The organism is Agrobacterium tumefaciens, from assembly GCF_031801495.1.
Lineage (GTDB): Bacteria > Pseudomonadota > Alphaproteobacteria > Rhizobiales > Rhizobiaceae > Agrobacterium > Agrobacterium tumefaciens_K.
Window position 1 is genome coordinate 971246 of record NZ_JAOEGC010000001.1, and the last position, 16046, is coordinate 987291.

The window sequence follows — 16046 nt, forward strand, 5'->3', positions numbered from 1 at the left end:
TTCATTGCTATGAGAGAAACTGTTCTGTCGGCAAATTCCACCGGCGCAAAATCCGCGTTGAAGGCGCTGTGGGGGGCGAGAGAGCTACTGGTCTTTCTTGCTTGGCGCGACATCGTCGTTAAGTATAAGCAGGCTGTACTGGGGATTGCTTGGGCTGTTTTGCGGCCGGTCCTAACAACGATGGTATTTACGCTCGTATTTGGGAAGATCGCGCGCCTACCCTCGGGTGAAATTCCGTACCCGCTACTTGTGCTGTCTGGAATAACGCTTTGGCTGTATTTCGCGAACACCGTCAATGATTGTGGTAATAGCCTTGTCGCCAACTCGACGCTGATCAGTAAGGTTTATTTTCCTCGGCTTGTTGTCCCTGCAAGCTGTGTGATCGCCAACTTGGTTGACCTGTTGATCACTGTGCTGCTTTTGTGTGGAATGCTTCTCTGGTTCGGCGTCGGCCTGAAGCCGACAATAATGCTTGTACCTTTGGTCGTGTTGGCGCTGGCAATGCTGACTGTTGGCATAGGGATCTGGGCGGCCGCGTTGAACGCAAAATATCGGGACGTTTCATTCATAATGCCGTTCCTGGTTACGTTTGGCCTATATCTGTCGCCAATTGGTTTTTCCTCGGGAGCTATACCGGAAACTTGGCGTACCGTTTACGGTCTGAATCCGATAGTTGGCTTGGTTGACGGCTTTCGTTTTGCACTCTTCGGCGAACAGTACCCGTTCCAGGTCTGGACCTTGGCATACTCGTCTGTTCTTGCGCTTTTGCTAATCGTGACCGGCATCATGTATTTCCGCCACGTCGAACGCGATATCGTTGACATAATCTGAGGTCTGATATGAGTTATTCGGTACGCGTCGAGGGCCTCGGCAAGCGCTATATGATCAAAGGCAGCAATCGCCGGAATCAACTCCTGCGTGATGAGATCATGAGTTTTGTTAAAGAGTTTCCTCGAAAGGCGGGACCTCGCCAGGAGTTTTGGGCGTTGCGCGATCTTGGATTCGAGATCGCTGAGGGCGATAAGGTCGGTATAATCGGTAAGAACGGTGCTGGAAAGTCCACGCTACTTAAGTTGTTGAGTCGTGTGGCCGAGCCGACGACAGGCGAAATACGCTTGCGCGGACGCGTATCAAGTCTACTTGAGGTCGGAACAGGTTTTCATCCCGAACTTACCGGAAGAGAGAATATTTTTCTCAACGGCGTTATCCTTGGGATGAGCCGTGTTGAGGTTCGACGTAAGTTTGACGAGATCGTCAGTTTTGCAGGTGTCGAGCGTTTTCTTGAGACACAAGTCAAACATTATTCGTCTGGGATGTATATGCGGTTAGCCTTCTCGGTTGCCGCACATCTTGATCCTGAGATTCTGATTGTGGACGAAGTGCTGGCCGTTGGCGATGCGGAATTCCAGAAAAAATGTCTCGGCAAGATGCAAGATATTAGTACTGGTGGTCGAACGGTTATCTTTGTCAGCCACAGTATGCAAACCGTAACCTCCCTTTGTAATCAATGTATTTTGTTGGATGGGGGGCAAATTCGGAAACAGGGCAGGCCGTCGGAGGTTATCGTTGAGTATTTGGGGGGCGATGCGGAGTCGGTCGGCCGGGTTGACTTTCAAAGGCAAGGGAAGACCGTAGCTGACGAACATGTACAGCTTTTGTACGGCGAGGTCCTCAATGAGGATGATCAGCCCATTTTGGAAGCCGATATCCGGAAATCAATACGGGTCAAGATGGGCTTTCGTGTGAAAAGCAGATCAGGCATTCGTTTCATGCCTAATTTTCATTTCGTTGTGCCTGGCGGCACATATGCCTTTGTGAGTACGCCCGATGTTTTGAACGAACTCGCACCCGGTGACTACGAGGCGAGTTGCTACATTCCGGGTGATTTCCTGAATGAGGGTAGTTACTTTGTTGGATTGGCAATTAGCTCTTATGCGCCGGGGCTCACAATTCACTTTTTCGAGCCGAGTGCCATGACTTTTAATGTCCGAGACTCGATGGATGGCAGTGTCGGCCGCCATGGATACGCAAATGTAATGCCTGGCGTCGTGCGACCACGCCTGCAGTGGAAGGTTGAGGAGGCGTAAAATTGAAAGCGGTAATTTTAGCGGGCGGGTTTGGGACAAGGCTCTCCGAAGAGACGCATCTGAAGCCGAAGCCAATGGTCGAGATAGGTGGTAAGCCTATCCTTTGGCACATCCTAAAAATTTACGCTGCCCATGGTGTCAATGATTTTGTGATCTGCTGCGGCTATAAAGGTTATGTGATCAAGGAATACTTCGCGAACTATTTTCTGCACATGTCGGACGTGACGTTCGACATGGCTGATAATCGCATGATTGTTCATCAGCAGAAGGCGGAGCCTTGGCGTGTGACCCTTGTAGATACGGGTGATGACACGTTGACTGGTGGACGTTTGAAACGCGTTAGCGATTATGTCAAAGACGAAGAAGCTTTTTGCTTTACGTACGGCGATGGTGTTTCTGATGTCGATATTACGGCCGCAATTGCTTTTCATCGTGCACACGGAAAGCTCGCGACGGTCACGGCCGTTTCGCCGCCCGGGCGTTATGGAGCGCTCAAGCGCGAGGGTAATGAAGTCAAAGGTTTTATTGAGAAACCTCGCGGCGATGGTGGTATGATTAATGGCGGTTACTTCATTCTGTCGCCGAAAGTGCTGGATTACATTGAGGGCGACCGTACAAGCTGGGAGGTTGAGCCGCTGACTAAGATTTCTGCGGCAGGACAACTGATGGCATATGAGCACACCGGTTTCTGGGCAGCTATGGACACCCTCCGGGAGAAGAATGCCTTGGAAGACCTCTGGCTAAATGGAGCTGCACCATGGAAGGTGTGGAGATGAGTGCCAGGCCGTCGCCCGAATTCTGGGTCGGCAAACGTGTTCTGATCACTGGTCATACAGGCTTCAAGGGCAGCTGGCTGGCACTGATGCTGAATCGGCTGGGTGCCGACATCACAGGCATCAGTCTTGAACCGGAAACGTCGCCAAGCCTGCATCGATTGGATGATGTCGGCTCCTGCTGCAAAACGCTTATCTGTGATATCCGAGATCGCCCTCGTTTCGAGCACTTGGTGCAAGACGCCCAGCCACAAATCGTCCTGCATCTCGCGGCCCAGCCTTTGGTGCGGGCGAGCTATAAGCATCCGGTCGATACATTTGCAACTAATGTCATGGGTACGGCGCATTTGCTAGAAGCCTTGCGGTCAACGCCTGATTGTCGTGTTGCAGTGATGGTAACAACGGACAAGGTTTACGAGAATCGAGAATGGAACTGGCCATATCGTGAAACTGATGGGCTTGGCGGACATGACCCCTATAGTGCGAGTAAGGCGGCCAGCGAGATTGTCATTGCCAGTTACCGCAAGTCCTTTTTGCAGGCGCGCGGCTTGGCAATTGCGAGTGCGCGTGCTGGCAACGTCATTGGTGGCGGAGACTGGTCGCAGGATCGATTGCTTCCGGATGCAATTCGCGCTTGGCAAGATGGCGCCTCGTTGTCCATCCGCAATCCCTCTGCGATCCGGCCCTGGCAACATGTTTTGGAACCTGTGACAGGCTATTTGGTCCTCGCCGAAGCGCTGTGGTCGCACGTTGAGTTTGCGGATGCCTGGAACTTCGGGCCGGATCCCGCAGAGGCGGCGAGCGTGCGCACTGTTATAGAACTTGCACGAACGGCATGGGCTGGCGCCGAAGTTGAATACGGTGATCTTGGCGGACCACATGAAGCTGGACGGTTGTCGCTGGAGACGGCGAAAGCGCGGGAACTGCTAAAAGTACGTCCGCGCTGGAATCTTCAGCAGTCAGTCACGCGCACCATCGACTGGTATCGCCGACAGTACGCTGGGGAATCGGCGCGTGTCCTCTGCGAGATGGATATGGATGCCTGGGAGCGTGGCGAGTGAGCCGTTTTTCGTTAACGACGTGTCCGATCGACGGCTTGATGTTGATCGACCGCGGCCAGATTGGTGATAGCCGCGGCTTTTTAAGCCGCGTGTTTTGCAGCGATGAGCTGAGCGCCGCAGGCTGGCACAAACCCATTGCACAGATCAACCACACGCGGACTGAACGTCGTGGAACATTGCGGGGTATGCATTTCCAAACCCCGCCGCATGCGGAGCTGAAGCTTGTCAGTTGTATTCGGGGCGAAGTCTGGGACGTTGCCGTCGACCTGAGAACCAACTCCCCCACCTTTTTACATTGGCACGCGGAACATCTCTCGGCCGAAAACCGCCGGGCCTTTCTGATTCCAGAGGGGTTTGCACATGGTTTTCAGGTGTTGTCCGATGGTGCGGAACTTCTATACTGTCATTCAGAGCCTTACACGCCGCAAGCCGAAGCTGGGGTGCACCCGCAAGATCCAAAACTGGGGATTTCCTGGCCACTGCCCATTGCTGAAATTTCTGAGCGTGATAACCAGCGTCCTGCACTTACGCCATCGTTTACGGGTGTCAGACTATGAATTGCCGCCACTGCTCAACGCCGCTCGAGCACAGTTTTGTCGACCTCGGCCACGCGCCCCCTTCAAATAGCTATCTCACGCTTGAGGGCTTGAGCAGGCCCGAAAAGACGTATCCTCTCAAGGTCATGGTATGTACAGAATGCTGGCTTGTGCAGACATTGGACTATACGGATGCTGGCGAACTTTTTGATGCTGACTATGCGTATTTCTCGAGCACCTCAACTGGATGGCTGGCTCATGCGCGGCGGTACTGCGACGAAATCCGCTCTCGCCTGGCACTCGATGAGCGCAGCTTGGTCATCGAGGTTGCTTCCAACGATGGTTACCTTCTGAAGAACTTCGTGGAATGGGGCATTCCGTGCCTTGGGGTCGAGCCGACAGCCAGCACAGCGGCCGCCGCCGAAGCGCTGGGCGTTCCCGTAACGCGTGAGTTTTTCGGCGAAGTGCTTGCTCGTCGTTTGCGCGCCGAGGGCAAGCAAGCGGATCTGATCGTGGGAAACAATGTCTATGCGCACGTCCCTGACATCAATGACTTCACACGCGGCTTGAAAACCGCGTTGAAAGCCAGTGGAACCATCACGCTTGAATTTCCGCATCTGCTACGTCTCATTCAAGAGGTTCAGTTCGATACGATCTATCACGAGCACTTCTCCTATCTATCGCTGACGTCTGTAAGCAGGATCTTCAAGGCAGCGGGCTTGAAGGTTTGGGATGTACAAGAGTTGCCGACACATGGTGGTAGCCTGCGCGTTTTCGGCTGTCACGCAGAGGACAGTCGACCGATTGCACAGGCCGTTTCCGACTTGCTTGAAAATGAAGAAAAGGCCGGCCTTCTGTCGCTGAAAGTGTATGAGGATTTCCAAGGAAGGGCCGAGCAAGTAAAACTCGGATTTCTGGATTTTCTGATCGAGCAGAAGAAAGCCGGCAAGCGTGTGGGGGCTTACGGCGCCGCCGCAAAAGGCAATACGTTGATGAATTTTGCGGGTGTCAAACCTGATCTTCTGCCATTCGTGGCCGACGCCGCGCCATCGAAACAGGGCAAGTTCATGCCTGGAAGCCATTTGCCGATCGTGACACCGGACATTCTGCGGAAAAATCGTCCTGACTTTGTGATCATATTCCCATGGAATATAGCAAACGAAGTCCGTGCGCAAAATGCGGATCTTGTTAATTTGGGAACCCAGATGGTGACATTGGTTCCGAGGTTGGAGGTTATATGAAGACGCGTATCCATTACACACGTCCTTCAATCACCGACCTAGAAGTCAGATACGCGAGTGACGCTGCCGCAAACGGTTGGGGTGACCAGTGCTATGACTATATAGATCGTTTCGAGAGAGCTTTTAAAGATCATCTTGGTGTCGAATTCGCAATAGCTACCTCGAGCTGTACCGGTGCGATGCACATAGGTATGGCTGCTGCCGGTATAACTTCTGGAGATGAAGTAATTTTGGCCGACACAAATTGGATTGCGTCGGCCGCGCCTATTGTTCACTTAGGTGCGAAGCCAGTTTTCGTGGATATCCTGCCTGATACATGGTGCTTGGATCCGGCTGCCGTAGAGCGCGCTATTACGCCGCGTACGAAGGCTATTCTTGCCGTACACCTTTATGGAAATCTTTGTGCAATGGAGGATTTGCTGGCTATTGGCAGCAAATATCAGATACCGGTCATCGAAGATGCAGCAGAAGCAATCGGCTCAGTATATCGGGGGCGTCGCGCAGGTTCGCTTGGCTTGTTCGGTGCATTTTCTTTTCATGGTACAAAGACCATCACTACCGGCGAAGGTGGCATCTTTGTTACCAACAATGTAAGTCTCTTCGAACGTGCTTTGACACTCAGTAACCACGGTCGCGCACGTAACCAAGAACGGCAGTTCTGGCCTGATGAGCTGGGTTTCAAATTTAAAATGTCCAACATTCAGGCGGCGCTTGGTGTGGGGCAGATGGAGCGTGTCGAGGAGCTAATTGGCCGAAAGCGCTCTATTTTTCAGTTTTACCGAGACCATCTTGCTTCGTTACCCGATGTCACCATCAACGCTGAGCATGATGGAACAACTATCGGCGCATGGATGCCTACATTGGTATTTTCGCACCGTTCCGGCGTCACGCGCGAGCGCCTACAGCACGCATTCAAAAATGAGAACATAGACGCTCGTGTCTTTTTTTGGCCGTTGAGCTCGTTGCCTTTTTTCGAACCGGTCCCGAGCAACGTCCATTCTTGGGATATTCCACAGCGCGCAATTAATCTTCCTTCCTATCACGATATTGCTGAGGAGGATTTGAGGCGGGTGGTGAATGTGGTGCGCGGTGTGGTAGGCGAGGCTTGATGCTTATGCGAATGGCTTTGTTTGCGCACGGGAACGTGGGTTTGGCGATTGCCGAATTTCTAATCGCTAACTTTCGTAACGATCTAGCGGCCGTTGTCGTTAACTCAGATGATACAATATCGCGCATTGCGGATGCGGCGGGATTGCGTGTTATCCACTTTGAGAGCGAAGAACAGATTGTATCGGATTTACCTACCGAACTTGACCTTGGCGTGCTAGCTTGGTGGCCTAAAATCATCAAAAAGCCACTGCTGGGTGTTGCTAAGCTGGGCTTTATCAACACTCATCCTAGCTTGCTCCCGTTCAATCGTGGCAAGAATTATAATTTCTGGGCATTGGTGGAAAATTCTCCCTTTGGAGTAACGCTGCATAAAGTAGATGATGGCGTAGACACTGGGGATATTATCGCTCAGCAAGCGATCACATACGATTGGACCGATACTGGCAAAACGCTGTACGAGAAGGCGCAGTCAGCGATGGTGGAGTTGTTTGAGCGAACGTGGCCAAGAATTCGCGGTGGAAAATTCTTGGCGGTTCCGCAGCTAGATGAATTAGCCACATTCCATCGTGCGTCAGAACTCGAAATGGCTAGCAAAATAGTGCTGGATCAACACTATCGGGCTGACGAGTTGTTAAATGTGCTTCGTGCCCGTACGTTCCACCCGCATCCAGGCTGTTGGTTTGAGGTAGATGGGCAACGTTACGAAATTTCTATCGAGATCAAGAAAGTAAATCCATGAACCCGCATGATGAATTCAAGCAACAGCGCATCTACGAAATCGAGGCCATGGGTCAGAACGAGCGAGCGCAATCGGAGTCGCGTGCCTTCCTAGAGACCGTTAATAGTCTACGTTATTCTTACCACTTCGATTGGATGGGGCGTCCAATCATTCAATATCCGCAGGATATTGTTGCTATGCAGGAACTGATTTGGGAAATTAAGCCTGACCTAATTATCGAGACCGGCATTGCGCACGGCGGGTCGCTGATTTTAAGCGCGTCAATGCTTGCATTGCTCGACATGGCGGAAGCTATAGAGAGTGGCAGCAAATTGGACCCCCGAAAGTCGTCACGTCGCGTTGTTGGCGTAGACATTGACATTCGAGAACATAACCGTGCAGCAATTGAAGCGCACCCGATGTCTTCTCGAATTACGATGATTCAAGGGTCTAGCGTTTCTGAAGATGTTGTAAGCCATGTTCATGAAATAGCGAAGGACTACAATCGTGTACTTGTTTGCTTGGACAGCAACCATACACACGATCACGTACTGGCCGAGTTGAATGCATATGCCTCGCTAACAAGTGTGGGTAGCTATTGCGTTGTGTTTGATACCGTGGTTGAGGATTTGCCCAAATCAATGTTCCCAGATCGACCTTGGGGACCCAGCGATAACCCGAAGACCGCTGTGCACGAGTTTCTTAAATCCCACTCTGAGTTTGAGATAGACAAATCGTTCCAGAATAAGCTGCTATTGACTGTCGCGCCGGACGGCTATCTGCGTCGCCGGTCTTAAGAAATACCAATATGGGAAATAGAGACCAAATTCCTCTTTACGATGTATTAGTGAGTGTGGGCGTTCCAACTTACAATCGGGCAGATTTGCTTGAGCTTGCGCTTAAGAAGTTACTAGCGCAAACCCATAAAAACATTGAGATTATAGTCTCGGACAATGCGTCAACTAATCCAAGTGTCGCTGGTGTTATCGCTAGTTATGCTTCAAAAGACTCCCGTATTAGGGCATTTAGGCAGCCTTCGAACATTGGGGCAATGCCAAATTTTCTCTTTGTGCTTAGGGAGGCGAGAGGTGAGTTTTTCATGTGGGCAGCTGACGATGACGAATGGTCACCTGACTGCATAGAGTTTTATTTAGCGAACATTGGTTCTGCTGGGCTCGTGAGTGGAAATTTCGAAACTGTGTTTCATGCTCAAAACAAGGTACTACTCACCGAAGTGCCGAGGCTCGATCCCGATAAGCCTGTTTACAAAAATGCGGAGGCATTTATTGCCAATCTGCAGCCTAGCATGATTTATGGTCTTCATAAGACGGAATGCTTACGCGCCAATATTCCTGCTGAAAATTTCGACTTTTGGGACTGCGCGCTCGTCTATTCAATCTTGTTGGATCAAGGGGTAAAAACCGTGGCGGGAGCGCGCTATCGTGCGGGTGTGCACTCGCTTGAGTATGAAATCAAACTAGCAAATCCCGCCGTAGCAAAGCTTCAGTTTCGTGGGTTCCTAGTGCATGCGCTTAAAGAAACGTTGCGTTGCCCAAAAATCTCATCTTTTGGCAAATTCTCTCTTTTTGTCGCCATAGTGAAGCTGGTGCAGACCCTTAAGAAACATCATCGCGCGCGAGTTAGAGAACAGTATTCGAGAAACAATGAAAAATAAGATTATACGGTTTTGCCAGCGTCTGCTCACGAAGCATCATGGCCGGATTTCGTTCTCTCAATCCGGAGAGGATATGATTATCGATTTCATTTTTCGGGCGCTGCAAATCTCCGCGCCGACCTATTTGGACATAGGTGCGAACGATCCTCGGATGTTCAACAACACTTACTTCTTTTATCTCAAGGGTTGTAAGGGGGTATCGATCGAGCCTGATCCAGATCTTCTCCGCGCCCTAGTCCGGGAGCGGCCGAACGAGACGCTATTGAACGTGGGAGTTGCTGATGCGCCATCGCCAAGTCTGCCTTTCTACGTGATGTCGACGCCGACACTAAATACGTTTTCAGAATCGGAAGCAAATCGCTATGCCGAAACCGGCATGCATAAGATAGTGCGCGTCGATAGCATCGAAGTTCTTACTGTCGAACAGATTGTAACCGATCATTTTGATGGCGCGTCTCCTGACTTGCTGTCGGTAGATGTCGAAGGGATGGACTTCGAGATTATAAGCTCCATCGATTTCGACAGAATCCGGCCAACCGTCATCTGTGTCGAGACGTTGACCTTCAGCGAATCGCGGGACGAGATAAAGCTTGAAGACATACGCGATCTCATATTGGGGAAAGGCTACAAGCTTTATGCCGACACCTACATAAACTCCATATTTGTGGATGAACACAAATGGCTCAACCGGCATTGATTGGCGCCAAACTAAAAACGCGAACTTCATGTTTCATTTGCACGGACCATTATGGGGTACCCGGCGTCGGCCTGATGAGGATTTGGCATTGAGTTTCATTAAGAGAGTACTTGGTGCAGACAAGAACATAACTGTCGGCACCCACAATGCTGCCGTACGGGAAAAATGGATTGAGCAGACACTTCAGTCTGTGCCGACGGGAGCACGCCTTCTTGACGCGGGGGCCGGCGAATGCCAATTCCGGCGTTTTTGCAAACACCTCAATTATGTTTCTCAGGACTTGGCGCAATACGACGGCTCGGGAAATGATGCCGGGCTACAGACGGGAACCTGGGACACCTCTGCAATCGATATCGTGTCTGATATTTGTGATGTTCCAGAACCAGATGGCTCCTTCGATGCAATTCTTTGTACTGAGGTACTTGAACATTTACCGGATGCGACCCCCGCTCTCAAGGAGTTTGCCCGTCTATTGCGCCCAGGCGGACGACTGATTCTGACGGCACCTTTCGGCAGTCTGACGCACTTTGCGCCGTATCATTTTGCAACTGGCTTCAATCGGTATTACTACTTGCATCACTTGGAGCGTATGGGTTTTGTCGATATTGAGATCACGGAAAACGGTAACTTCTTTGAGTTTGTGGGCCAAGAACTCAGACGCGTCGATCAATGTGCTCAGCAATACACGGGCACATCGTTGACCAAGTTGCAACGCTTAGCGCTAAAGATCCTGCTCGCAGCCTTGGAAAAGTTTTCTGCAGATGACAAGGGAAGCAAAGAGCTTCTCAGCTTTGGCCTTCATGTGACAGCAATCCGTGGTGGTGCCAACGCTTGATGGAAAGCATGCAGCAATCCTCGCCGAAAGTTAGCGTCATCCTGCCTGTCTATAATGGGGCGGAACTGCTGAATGACGCGATCCAGTCTGTGCTTTCACAGACCATGGGTGATTTCGAGCTGATTGTGCTGGATGATGGGTCCACAGATAACACATGGGAGTTGCTCCAGACGTTGTCCGATCCGCGCATACGGGCCTATCATCATGATAATATGGGGCTGCCGGCGACGTTGAATCGAGGGATTTCCCTTGCAATTGGCCATTACATCGCTCGGCTCGATCATGACGATCTCATGATGCCGTTAAGGCTCGATACGCAAGCACGTTATCTTGACGCCAATCCAACCATCGCTCTGCTGGGTACGGCAGCCCAGATATATGTCGGTAGTCAACCGACTGAGCGATACCATCGACACCCGTCGTCAAGCAAAGCGTTGAAGTTGCGTCTCCTCTTCGACAACCCCTTCGTGCATGCATCGATCATGTTCCGTCGTGAAGCGATTGTGGCGATTGGCGGTTACTGCACCGATAAATCGCGTCTCCCACCGGAAGACTACGAACTTTGGTCGCGCATCGCGCGTACTCATGATGTGGCTAATCTTGAAGACGTTCTCACGATTTACCGCGAAGTGCCGGGTAGTCTTTCGCGAATCGGCGAGAATCCTTTCTTGGAGAAGGTGTTGATGTTCTCGACTGAGAACATTTTCGCCATTGTTTCACCAAACTATTCTATGCAAGATTGCAGAGCATTGGCTGAGATTTACCACGGTGTTGAATCGGCAGCCTCCCGAATGAGCTACCGTCGGGCCATGCGCATTTTATATCTGGCGGCAACGCGTATTGCTGATGGTCACCACGACGCGGAGTTTTTATCGACGCTGCAGTCGATGAAACGTTTGTTTGAGTTCCGCTTTTCGAAGCGCTGGATACCGCAGAGACTAATTCCCTTGGCCCGAGCAATCCGTAGGCGTTTTTTCAGATGAAGCTTCTATTCTGCGTGGAATTTTACTATCCAAGTATCGGTGGTGCGCAGGAGGTTGTGCGCCAAGTTGCCGAACGTCTGGCTGCACGCGGCCACGATGTCACGGTTGCCACGTCGTGGTTGCAGCAAAGGTCCAGCGATATCATCAATGGTGTTAAAGTCGTCGGATTTAACGTCAGCGGCAATAAGGTGCGCGGACTGAGCGGCGACATAGATGCCTATCGCGACTTTATTCGTCAAAGCGATGCCGATGTCCTTTTCTTCTATGCTGCCCAGCAGTGGACTTTCGATGCCGCGTGGGAAACATTTGCGGATGTACGTGCGAAGAAGGTCTTCGTTCCTTGCGGGTACTCAGGCCTTTATAACAGCGCGTATGCCGACTACTTCCAAAAACTACCCGCTATTCTGAGACGACTGGATGCCGTCGTATATCATGCGGAGTCCTACCGGGACATCGACTTTGCGCGCGACCATGGCTTGACCAATTCGATTGTCATTCCAAACGGCGCGGCCGCAGAAGAGTTTTCAGTTGATCTGGATCCGGAGTTTCGCTCCTCCATCGGGGCAAAACAAGACACGCAGATTCTGCTGACTGTCGGTAGCGCAACCGGCTTGAAAGGTCATCTGGAACTGGCCCGTGCGTTCGCGCTCGCTGATTTCGGTGGGCGTGAGGCTCTGCTAATCATAAACGGCAATCAGCCGTCCAATGGCGGCCATCGGCGATCTTATTTGCGACGATTTCAGGAATTGGTCCGCACGTATGGCTTGGTTTATGCGTTCAGGCACTCTGTGAAGATGTTTTTGATTGCTGCTGGGTGGCGAGGAGGCAACGCCAATTCGATCGAGATGTGGGTGGCAAGCGTCAATGATGGTCGCTACGGAAAAAAACGGGTGCTGCGAGTGGACTTGCCACGAGCGAAACTCGTCCAGGCTTATCTGCAGTCCGATCTCTTCGTGTTTGCGTCGAACATAGAATATTCGCCCTTGGTGCTGTACGAAGCTTGCGCTGCCGGGCTGCCTTTCCTGACTGTTCCGGTCGGCAACACAGCGGAAATTGTTGCCTGGACAGGCGGTGGAGAGATGTGCGATGCGCCGCACGATTCAGAAGGCTATACGCGGGCCGAGCCTGAAGTCTTGGCCCGTGCGATCAAAAAGCTGCTCGATGACCGAGAGCGACGCGCAACACTCGGCGTGAAAGGTAAAGCGGCGAGCGAAGCAAGGTTCAACTGGGCCAGCCTTGCCAAGGAGTATGAGGACTTATTTAGTTCCTTGATACAGCGGCATCCCCAGCGCTAAGATTTATACTACGGAGTTTTGAATGAGTTCGGTCGTTGTTCCGCTGATTGGCGGCTTGGGAAACCAGATGTTTCAGTATGCAGCAGCCAGAGCCGTTGCACTGAGGACTGGTTCGGCCGTAAGGCTGGAACTTTCCTGGTTCGGAACCGACCCTGATCGGCAGTACGCACTTGAGCCATTCGCTATCGATGCAATGACCATGGTTAGTGAAAAACAGGCAGCTCCTAAATATGACCTTTTGAGTAGAATTGTAAGGCGGTTGCCGATAGCGCGTAGGCAGAACGGGCTACCCGTTTTTAAGGAGACGTCCTTCCGATATGATTCAGGTATCGAAGAGCTGCGCTCGCCGGTCTTTCTTGATGGCTATTTTCAGAGCGAAAAGTATTTCTCGAATTATCGAGACCAGATCGCTGCGGATTTTAAACTCCGCAACGCGCCCTTGCCCCCGACGGCTGCGATACTAGAGCAGATCGGAAACTGTGACGCGATCTGCTTGCACATACGGCGCGGTGACTACGTAACCAATAAAGCTGCAAATGCGCATCATGGCACCTGTTCGCTGGAGTATTATAAGTTGGGTTTGGAACACGTTATTGAAGGCTTGGCACGGCCGCATTGTTTTGTCTTTTCGGATGATCCAGAGTGGGCTCGCGGAAATTTTGTACCCAAGATTCCGGTAACGTTCGTCGACATCCACGCGACGAACCAAGCTCACGAGGACCTCCGCCTTATGGCCGCGTGTCAACGCTATGTAATTGCAAACAGTTCATTGAGTTGGTGGGGAGCGTGGCTTGGCTCACATAGCAACAAGAAAGTGGTTGCGCCTGCACAGTGGTTCCAGAAAAGAGATATGGATACGTCTGATCTGGTGCCGTCATCTTGGATCAGAGTGTAAGCCGGAAACTTCCGAGTAAAGCTTCAGCGTTTCCCTTACCACGATTTCTGTCGAAAACTCCTGTTCGATACGCTCCTTTCCACGCCTACCCATTCTTAGACGCAGGTCTTCATCCAAAAGCAGACGTTCAAGGGCGTTCGCGAGGTGAAGCGGTGAGCGCGCGGGAACAAGTATACCGTTGTCTTCATCTCGGACAGCCTCCCTGCAGCCGGGGGTGTCTGTTGTCACGCACGGCAATCCCGCTGCCATAGCCTCCAGAAGTGACTTTGGCAGGCCTTCTCGATGAGACGGCAGACATGCGATGTGGCTTTGAGCAAGGAGGGTTGGGATATCGCTGCGATATCCGAGGAACTCTGCCAGCCCCTCTTTTTTCCATTCCGCGAGCGTCTCGGCGTCGATGCATGCCGGATTATCGGTGTCTGGATCCCCTACAAAAATGAAGCGTCCAGCCACACCTCGTTGCCTCAGGAGCCGAATTGCCTCAATCAGCTCACCGGCACCCTTGTCCCAGAGCAGGCGAGCCACGAAGATTGTCACTGGTGGCAGACGGCGTTCTTCGGCCACCCAGTACTGGTTGGGCTCGACTCCGGCGCCGCGAATGAGAACGGCATCCTGTTTTCGCACTGCCCCTGCCTCAACGAAATCCGTGAGATCGTCGTTGTTCTCAAACACGACCTTGCTGCCAGCCGGATTGAGAAAGAGGCGGAAACCCAGCCGAACGAGCGGTCTGACCAGGCGCGAGACAAAACTGTTGCCGGTAAAAATGTATCCCATTCCGACAATAGCGTTCACAATCGACTTCGGTGGAGCGAATACCGATGCCAGTCCGCCAATAAGGATCGGTTTTATCGCGACGTGATGGACAATATCCGGGCGCTCACGTCGATAAATCTTCGCGACGGCCGTCGCCGCTTTCAGTGTCGCAATCGGATTGAGGCTGCGTCGCTCAAGCTCTATCGGAATAGCCCTGATGCCAGCGGCCTCCACGATGTCTTTGTGGCGTTCGAACTTGCTGACGAGCACAACATCGTATCCGGCATCCTTCGCGGCAATGGCGCGTTGCAGAAAGTGCGAGCAAAAGAACCAATCCACGCTCACAAAAAACATCAGCTTAGGATTTCCGGAGGTCATTCTCAGAACCACTTTCGATTTCTGTAACGCCGTGCTCCCGGAAGCCAGGGGGCGGCAATAGCCTTGAAAAGCGAGATAACCAGCCCTTGTCCGGTAAAGGCGCTCGGTGACAACAGGAATTCGCGAAGCCAAAGACCCGCAACTTCTGCATATCCCGTTCTAGATCCTATGGATTGCGTGCTGTGCACACGATACCGAAGCAGCGGTTCGGAGAGATTCTGCATTTTGGCTCCGGCTCTTTTTGCCCGGAGCCAAAGGTCCGTATCCTCAGACGCAAAGCCTCCTAGGTAGCCGCGTATGTCGATCAGAAACTGTCGTCGGATCGCGACGGAGGGATGACAAAAAACGGTTTGCCTGGGGAGGGCCCTTACAATCTCAACGTTATTGGTCGGCAATGACATTTGACCGACCGTGTTGCCATGCTCATCGATTATGGAGACGCAGGAGCCAATGATATCGGGTTGGCCTTCAATGATAGCGCGTCTCAGTTTCTTTATCCGATGAGGCTCGCACACATCGTCCGAATCCATTCGTACGACGTAATCGCTCTTGGCACGATCAATCAGGATATTGAGATTGAAAGATAACTGACCGATTTCGCTCCTGAATAACTGAACTCTCGGATCTAGTTTGACCTGTTCTTGCAGTTGATGCCAAAGTTCGTCTGAGCAGGCGTTAGCCGAAATGAGAAACTGAAAATCGGGGTCATCCTGAACGAGTACACTATCGATGGCTTCAATCAACCATGGATGCGTTCGATGGACGCACATGATCACAGATAACGTGGGAGAAGTCGTGGTGCTTTCTGGAAGGTCGCTCAGTGGAATAAACTCCAATATGCTGTTCAGAGAGCGCGGCGGATGAAGCGGCTTACGTCCAATAGATATATACAGTCAATGGCTATCGGCAGATTTCCATACTGAGTACCTTGAGCAATGGTTGTCCACAGGATGCCGGCCAAACCGCCCGCAGTTCCAACATGCTGCGCCCGGCGTGCTTTGCTGGTCAT

The 16046-nt window shown here is 51.8% G+C and carries 17 protein-coding genes; 15 read left to right on the forward strand and 2 right to left on the reverse strand.

Translation table 11 applies throughout. The annotated features are described in order from the left end of the window. Window positions 1-9 precede the first annotated feature (9 nt). The 15 genes from N7578_RS04485 (at window position 10) to N7578_RS04555 (ending at window position 13906) form a co-directional block, all read left to right on the forward strand. On the forward strand, window positions 10-831 hold the full coding sequence (locus N7578_RS04485) for an ABC transporter permease (protein ID WP_311109097.1): 822 nt from the start codon (window positions 10-12) through the stop codon (window positions 829-831). Window positions 832-839: 8 nt separating this feature from the next. Next, window positions 840-2087 carry an ABC transporter ATP-binding protein gene (locus N7578_RS04490; RefSeq protein ID WP_311109098.1) on the forward strand — a complete coding sequence of 416 codons (1248 nt, stop codon included), beginning with the start codon at window positions 840-842 and terminating at the stop codon, window positions 2085-2087. 2 nt (window positions 2088-2089) lie between these two features. Beyond that, entirely contained in the window at window positions 2090-2863 is a 774-nt protein-coding gene (gene rfbF, locus N7578_RS04495) for a glucose-1-phosphate cytidylyltransferase (protein ID WP_311109099.1), read from the forward strand. After that, window positions 2845-3921 carry a CDP-glucose 4,6-dehydratase gene (gene rfbG, locus N7578_RS04500; protein ID WP_311109100.1) on the forward strand — a complete coding sequence of 359 codons (1077 nt, stop codon included), beginning with the start codon at window positions 2845-2847 and terminating at the stop codon, window positions 3919-3921. Before rfbF ends, rfbG begins: the two co-directional genes overlap by 19 nt. Beyond that, window positions 3918-4478, forward strand: coding sequence for a dTDP-4-dehydrorhamnose 3,5-epimerase (rfbC, locus tag N7578_RS04505; protein ID WP_311109101.1), 561 nt, complete (start codon window positions 3918-3920; stop codon window positions 4476-4478). Before rfbG ends, rfbC begins: the two co-directional genes overlap by 4 nt. Further along, window positions 4475-5698 carry a class I SAM-dependent methyltransferase gene (locus N7578_RS04510; RefSeq protein WP_311109102.1) on the forward strand — a complete coding sequence of 408 codons (1224 nt, stop codon included), beginning with the start codon at window positions 4475-4477 and terminating at the stop codon, window positions 5696-5698. Before rfbC ends, N7578_RS04510 begins: the two co-directional genes overlap by 4 nt. After that, complete coding sequence (locus tag N7578_RS04515; RefSeq protein ID WP_311109103.1) at window positions 5695-6807, forward strand: DegT/DnrJ/EryC1/StrS family aminotransferase; 1113 nt, start codon at window positions 5695-5697, stop codon at window positions 6805-6807. Before N7578_RS04510 ends, N7578_RS04515 begins: the two co-directional genes overlap by 4 nt. 41 nt (window positions 6808-6848) lie before the next feature. Continuing rightward, on the forward strand, window positions 6849-7547 hold the full coding sequence (locus N7578_RS04520) for a formyltransferase family protein (RefSeq protein WP_311109104.1): 699 nt from the start codon (window positions 6849-6851) through the stop codon (window positions 7545-7547). After that, a complete protein-coding gene (locus N7578_RS04525; RefSeq protein WP_311109105.1) occupies window positions 7544-8323 on the forward strand; it encodes a cephalosporin hydroxylase family protein in 780 nt (259 codons plus the stop codon). The genes N7578_RS04520 and N7578_RS04525 overlap by 4 nt, the downstream gene beginning before the upstream one ends. Window positions 8324-8334: 11 nt before the next feature. Continuing rightward, complete coding sequence (locus N7578_RS04530) at window positions 8335-9201, forward strand: glycosyltransferase family 2 protein (protein ID WP_311109106.1); 867 nt, start codon at window positions 8335-8337, stop codon at window positions 9199-9201. A 73-nt stretch (window positions 9202-9274) separates the two neighbouring features. Further along, window positions 9275-9898, forward strand: coding sequence for an FkbM family methyltransferase (locus N7578_RS04535; protein ID WP_311109107.1), 624 nt, complete (start codon window positions 9275-9277; stop codon window positions 9896-9898). 88 nt (window positions 9899-9986) lie between these two features. Further along, window positions 9987-10733 (forward strand): methyltransferase domain-containing protein, encoded by a 747-nt coding sequence (locus tag N7578_RS04540; RefSeq protein WP_311109108.1) that lies wholly within the window; start codon window positions 9987-9989, stop codon window positions 10731-10733. After that, window positions 10733-11716 carry a glycosyltransferase family A protein gene (locus N7578_RS04545; protein WP_311109109.1) on the forward strand — a complete coding sequence of 328 codons (984 nt, stop codon included), beginning with the start codon at window positions 10733-10735 and terminating at the stop codon, window positions 11714-11716. The genes N7578_RS04540 and N7578_RS04545 overlap by 1 nt, the downstream gene beginning before the upstream one ends. Beyond that, window positions 11713-13011 (forward strand): glycosyltransferase family 4 protein, encoded by a 1299-nt coding sequence (locus tag N7578_RS04550; protein WP_311109110.1) that lies wholly within the window; start codon window positions 11713-11715, stop codon window positions 13009-13011. The genes N7578_RS04545 and N7578_RS04550 overlap by 4 nt, the downstream gene beginning before the upstream one ends. Before the next feature lie 22 nt (window positions 13012-13033). Further along, window positions 13034-13906: an alpha-1,2-fucosyltransferase gene (locus N7578_RS04555; protein WP_311109111.1), complete on the forward strand. Its 873-nt coding sequence runs from the start codon at window positions 13034-13036 to the stop codon at window positions 13904-13906. On the opposite strand, the gene N7578_RS04560 is transcribed toward N7578_RS04555, so the two are convergent. Together N7578_RS04560 and N7578_RS04565 are read right to left on the reverse strand one after the other, a co-directional pair. Continuing rightward, window positions 13886-15013, reverse strand: a complete 1128-nt coding sequence (locus N7578_RS04560) for a glycosyltransferase family 4 protein (RefSeq protein WP_311109112.1) — start codon at window positions 15011-15013, stop codon at window positions 13886-13888. The genes N7578_RS04555 and N7578_RS04560 overlap by 21 nt on opposite strands. A gap of 26 nt (window positions 15014-15039) precedes the next feature. After that, window positions 15040-15807, reverse strand: a complete 768-nt coding sequence (locus N7578_RS04565) for a glycosyltransferase (RefSeq protein WP_422646687.1) — start codon at window positions 15805-15807, stop codon at window positions 15040-15042. Between the last annotated feature and the right edge of the window lie 239 nt (window positions 15808-16046).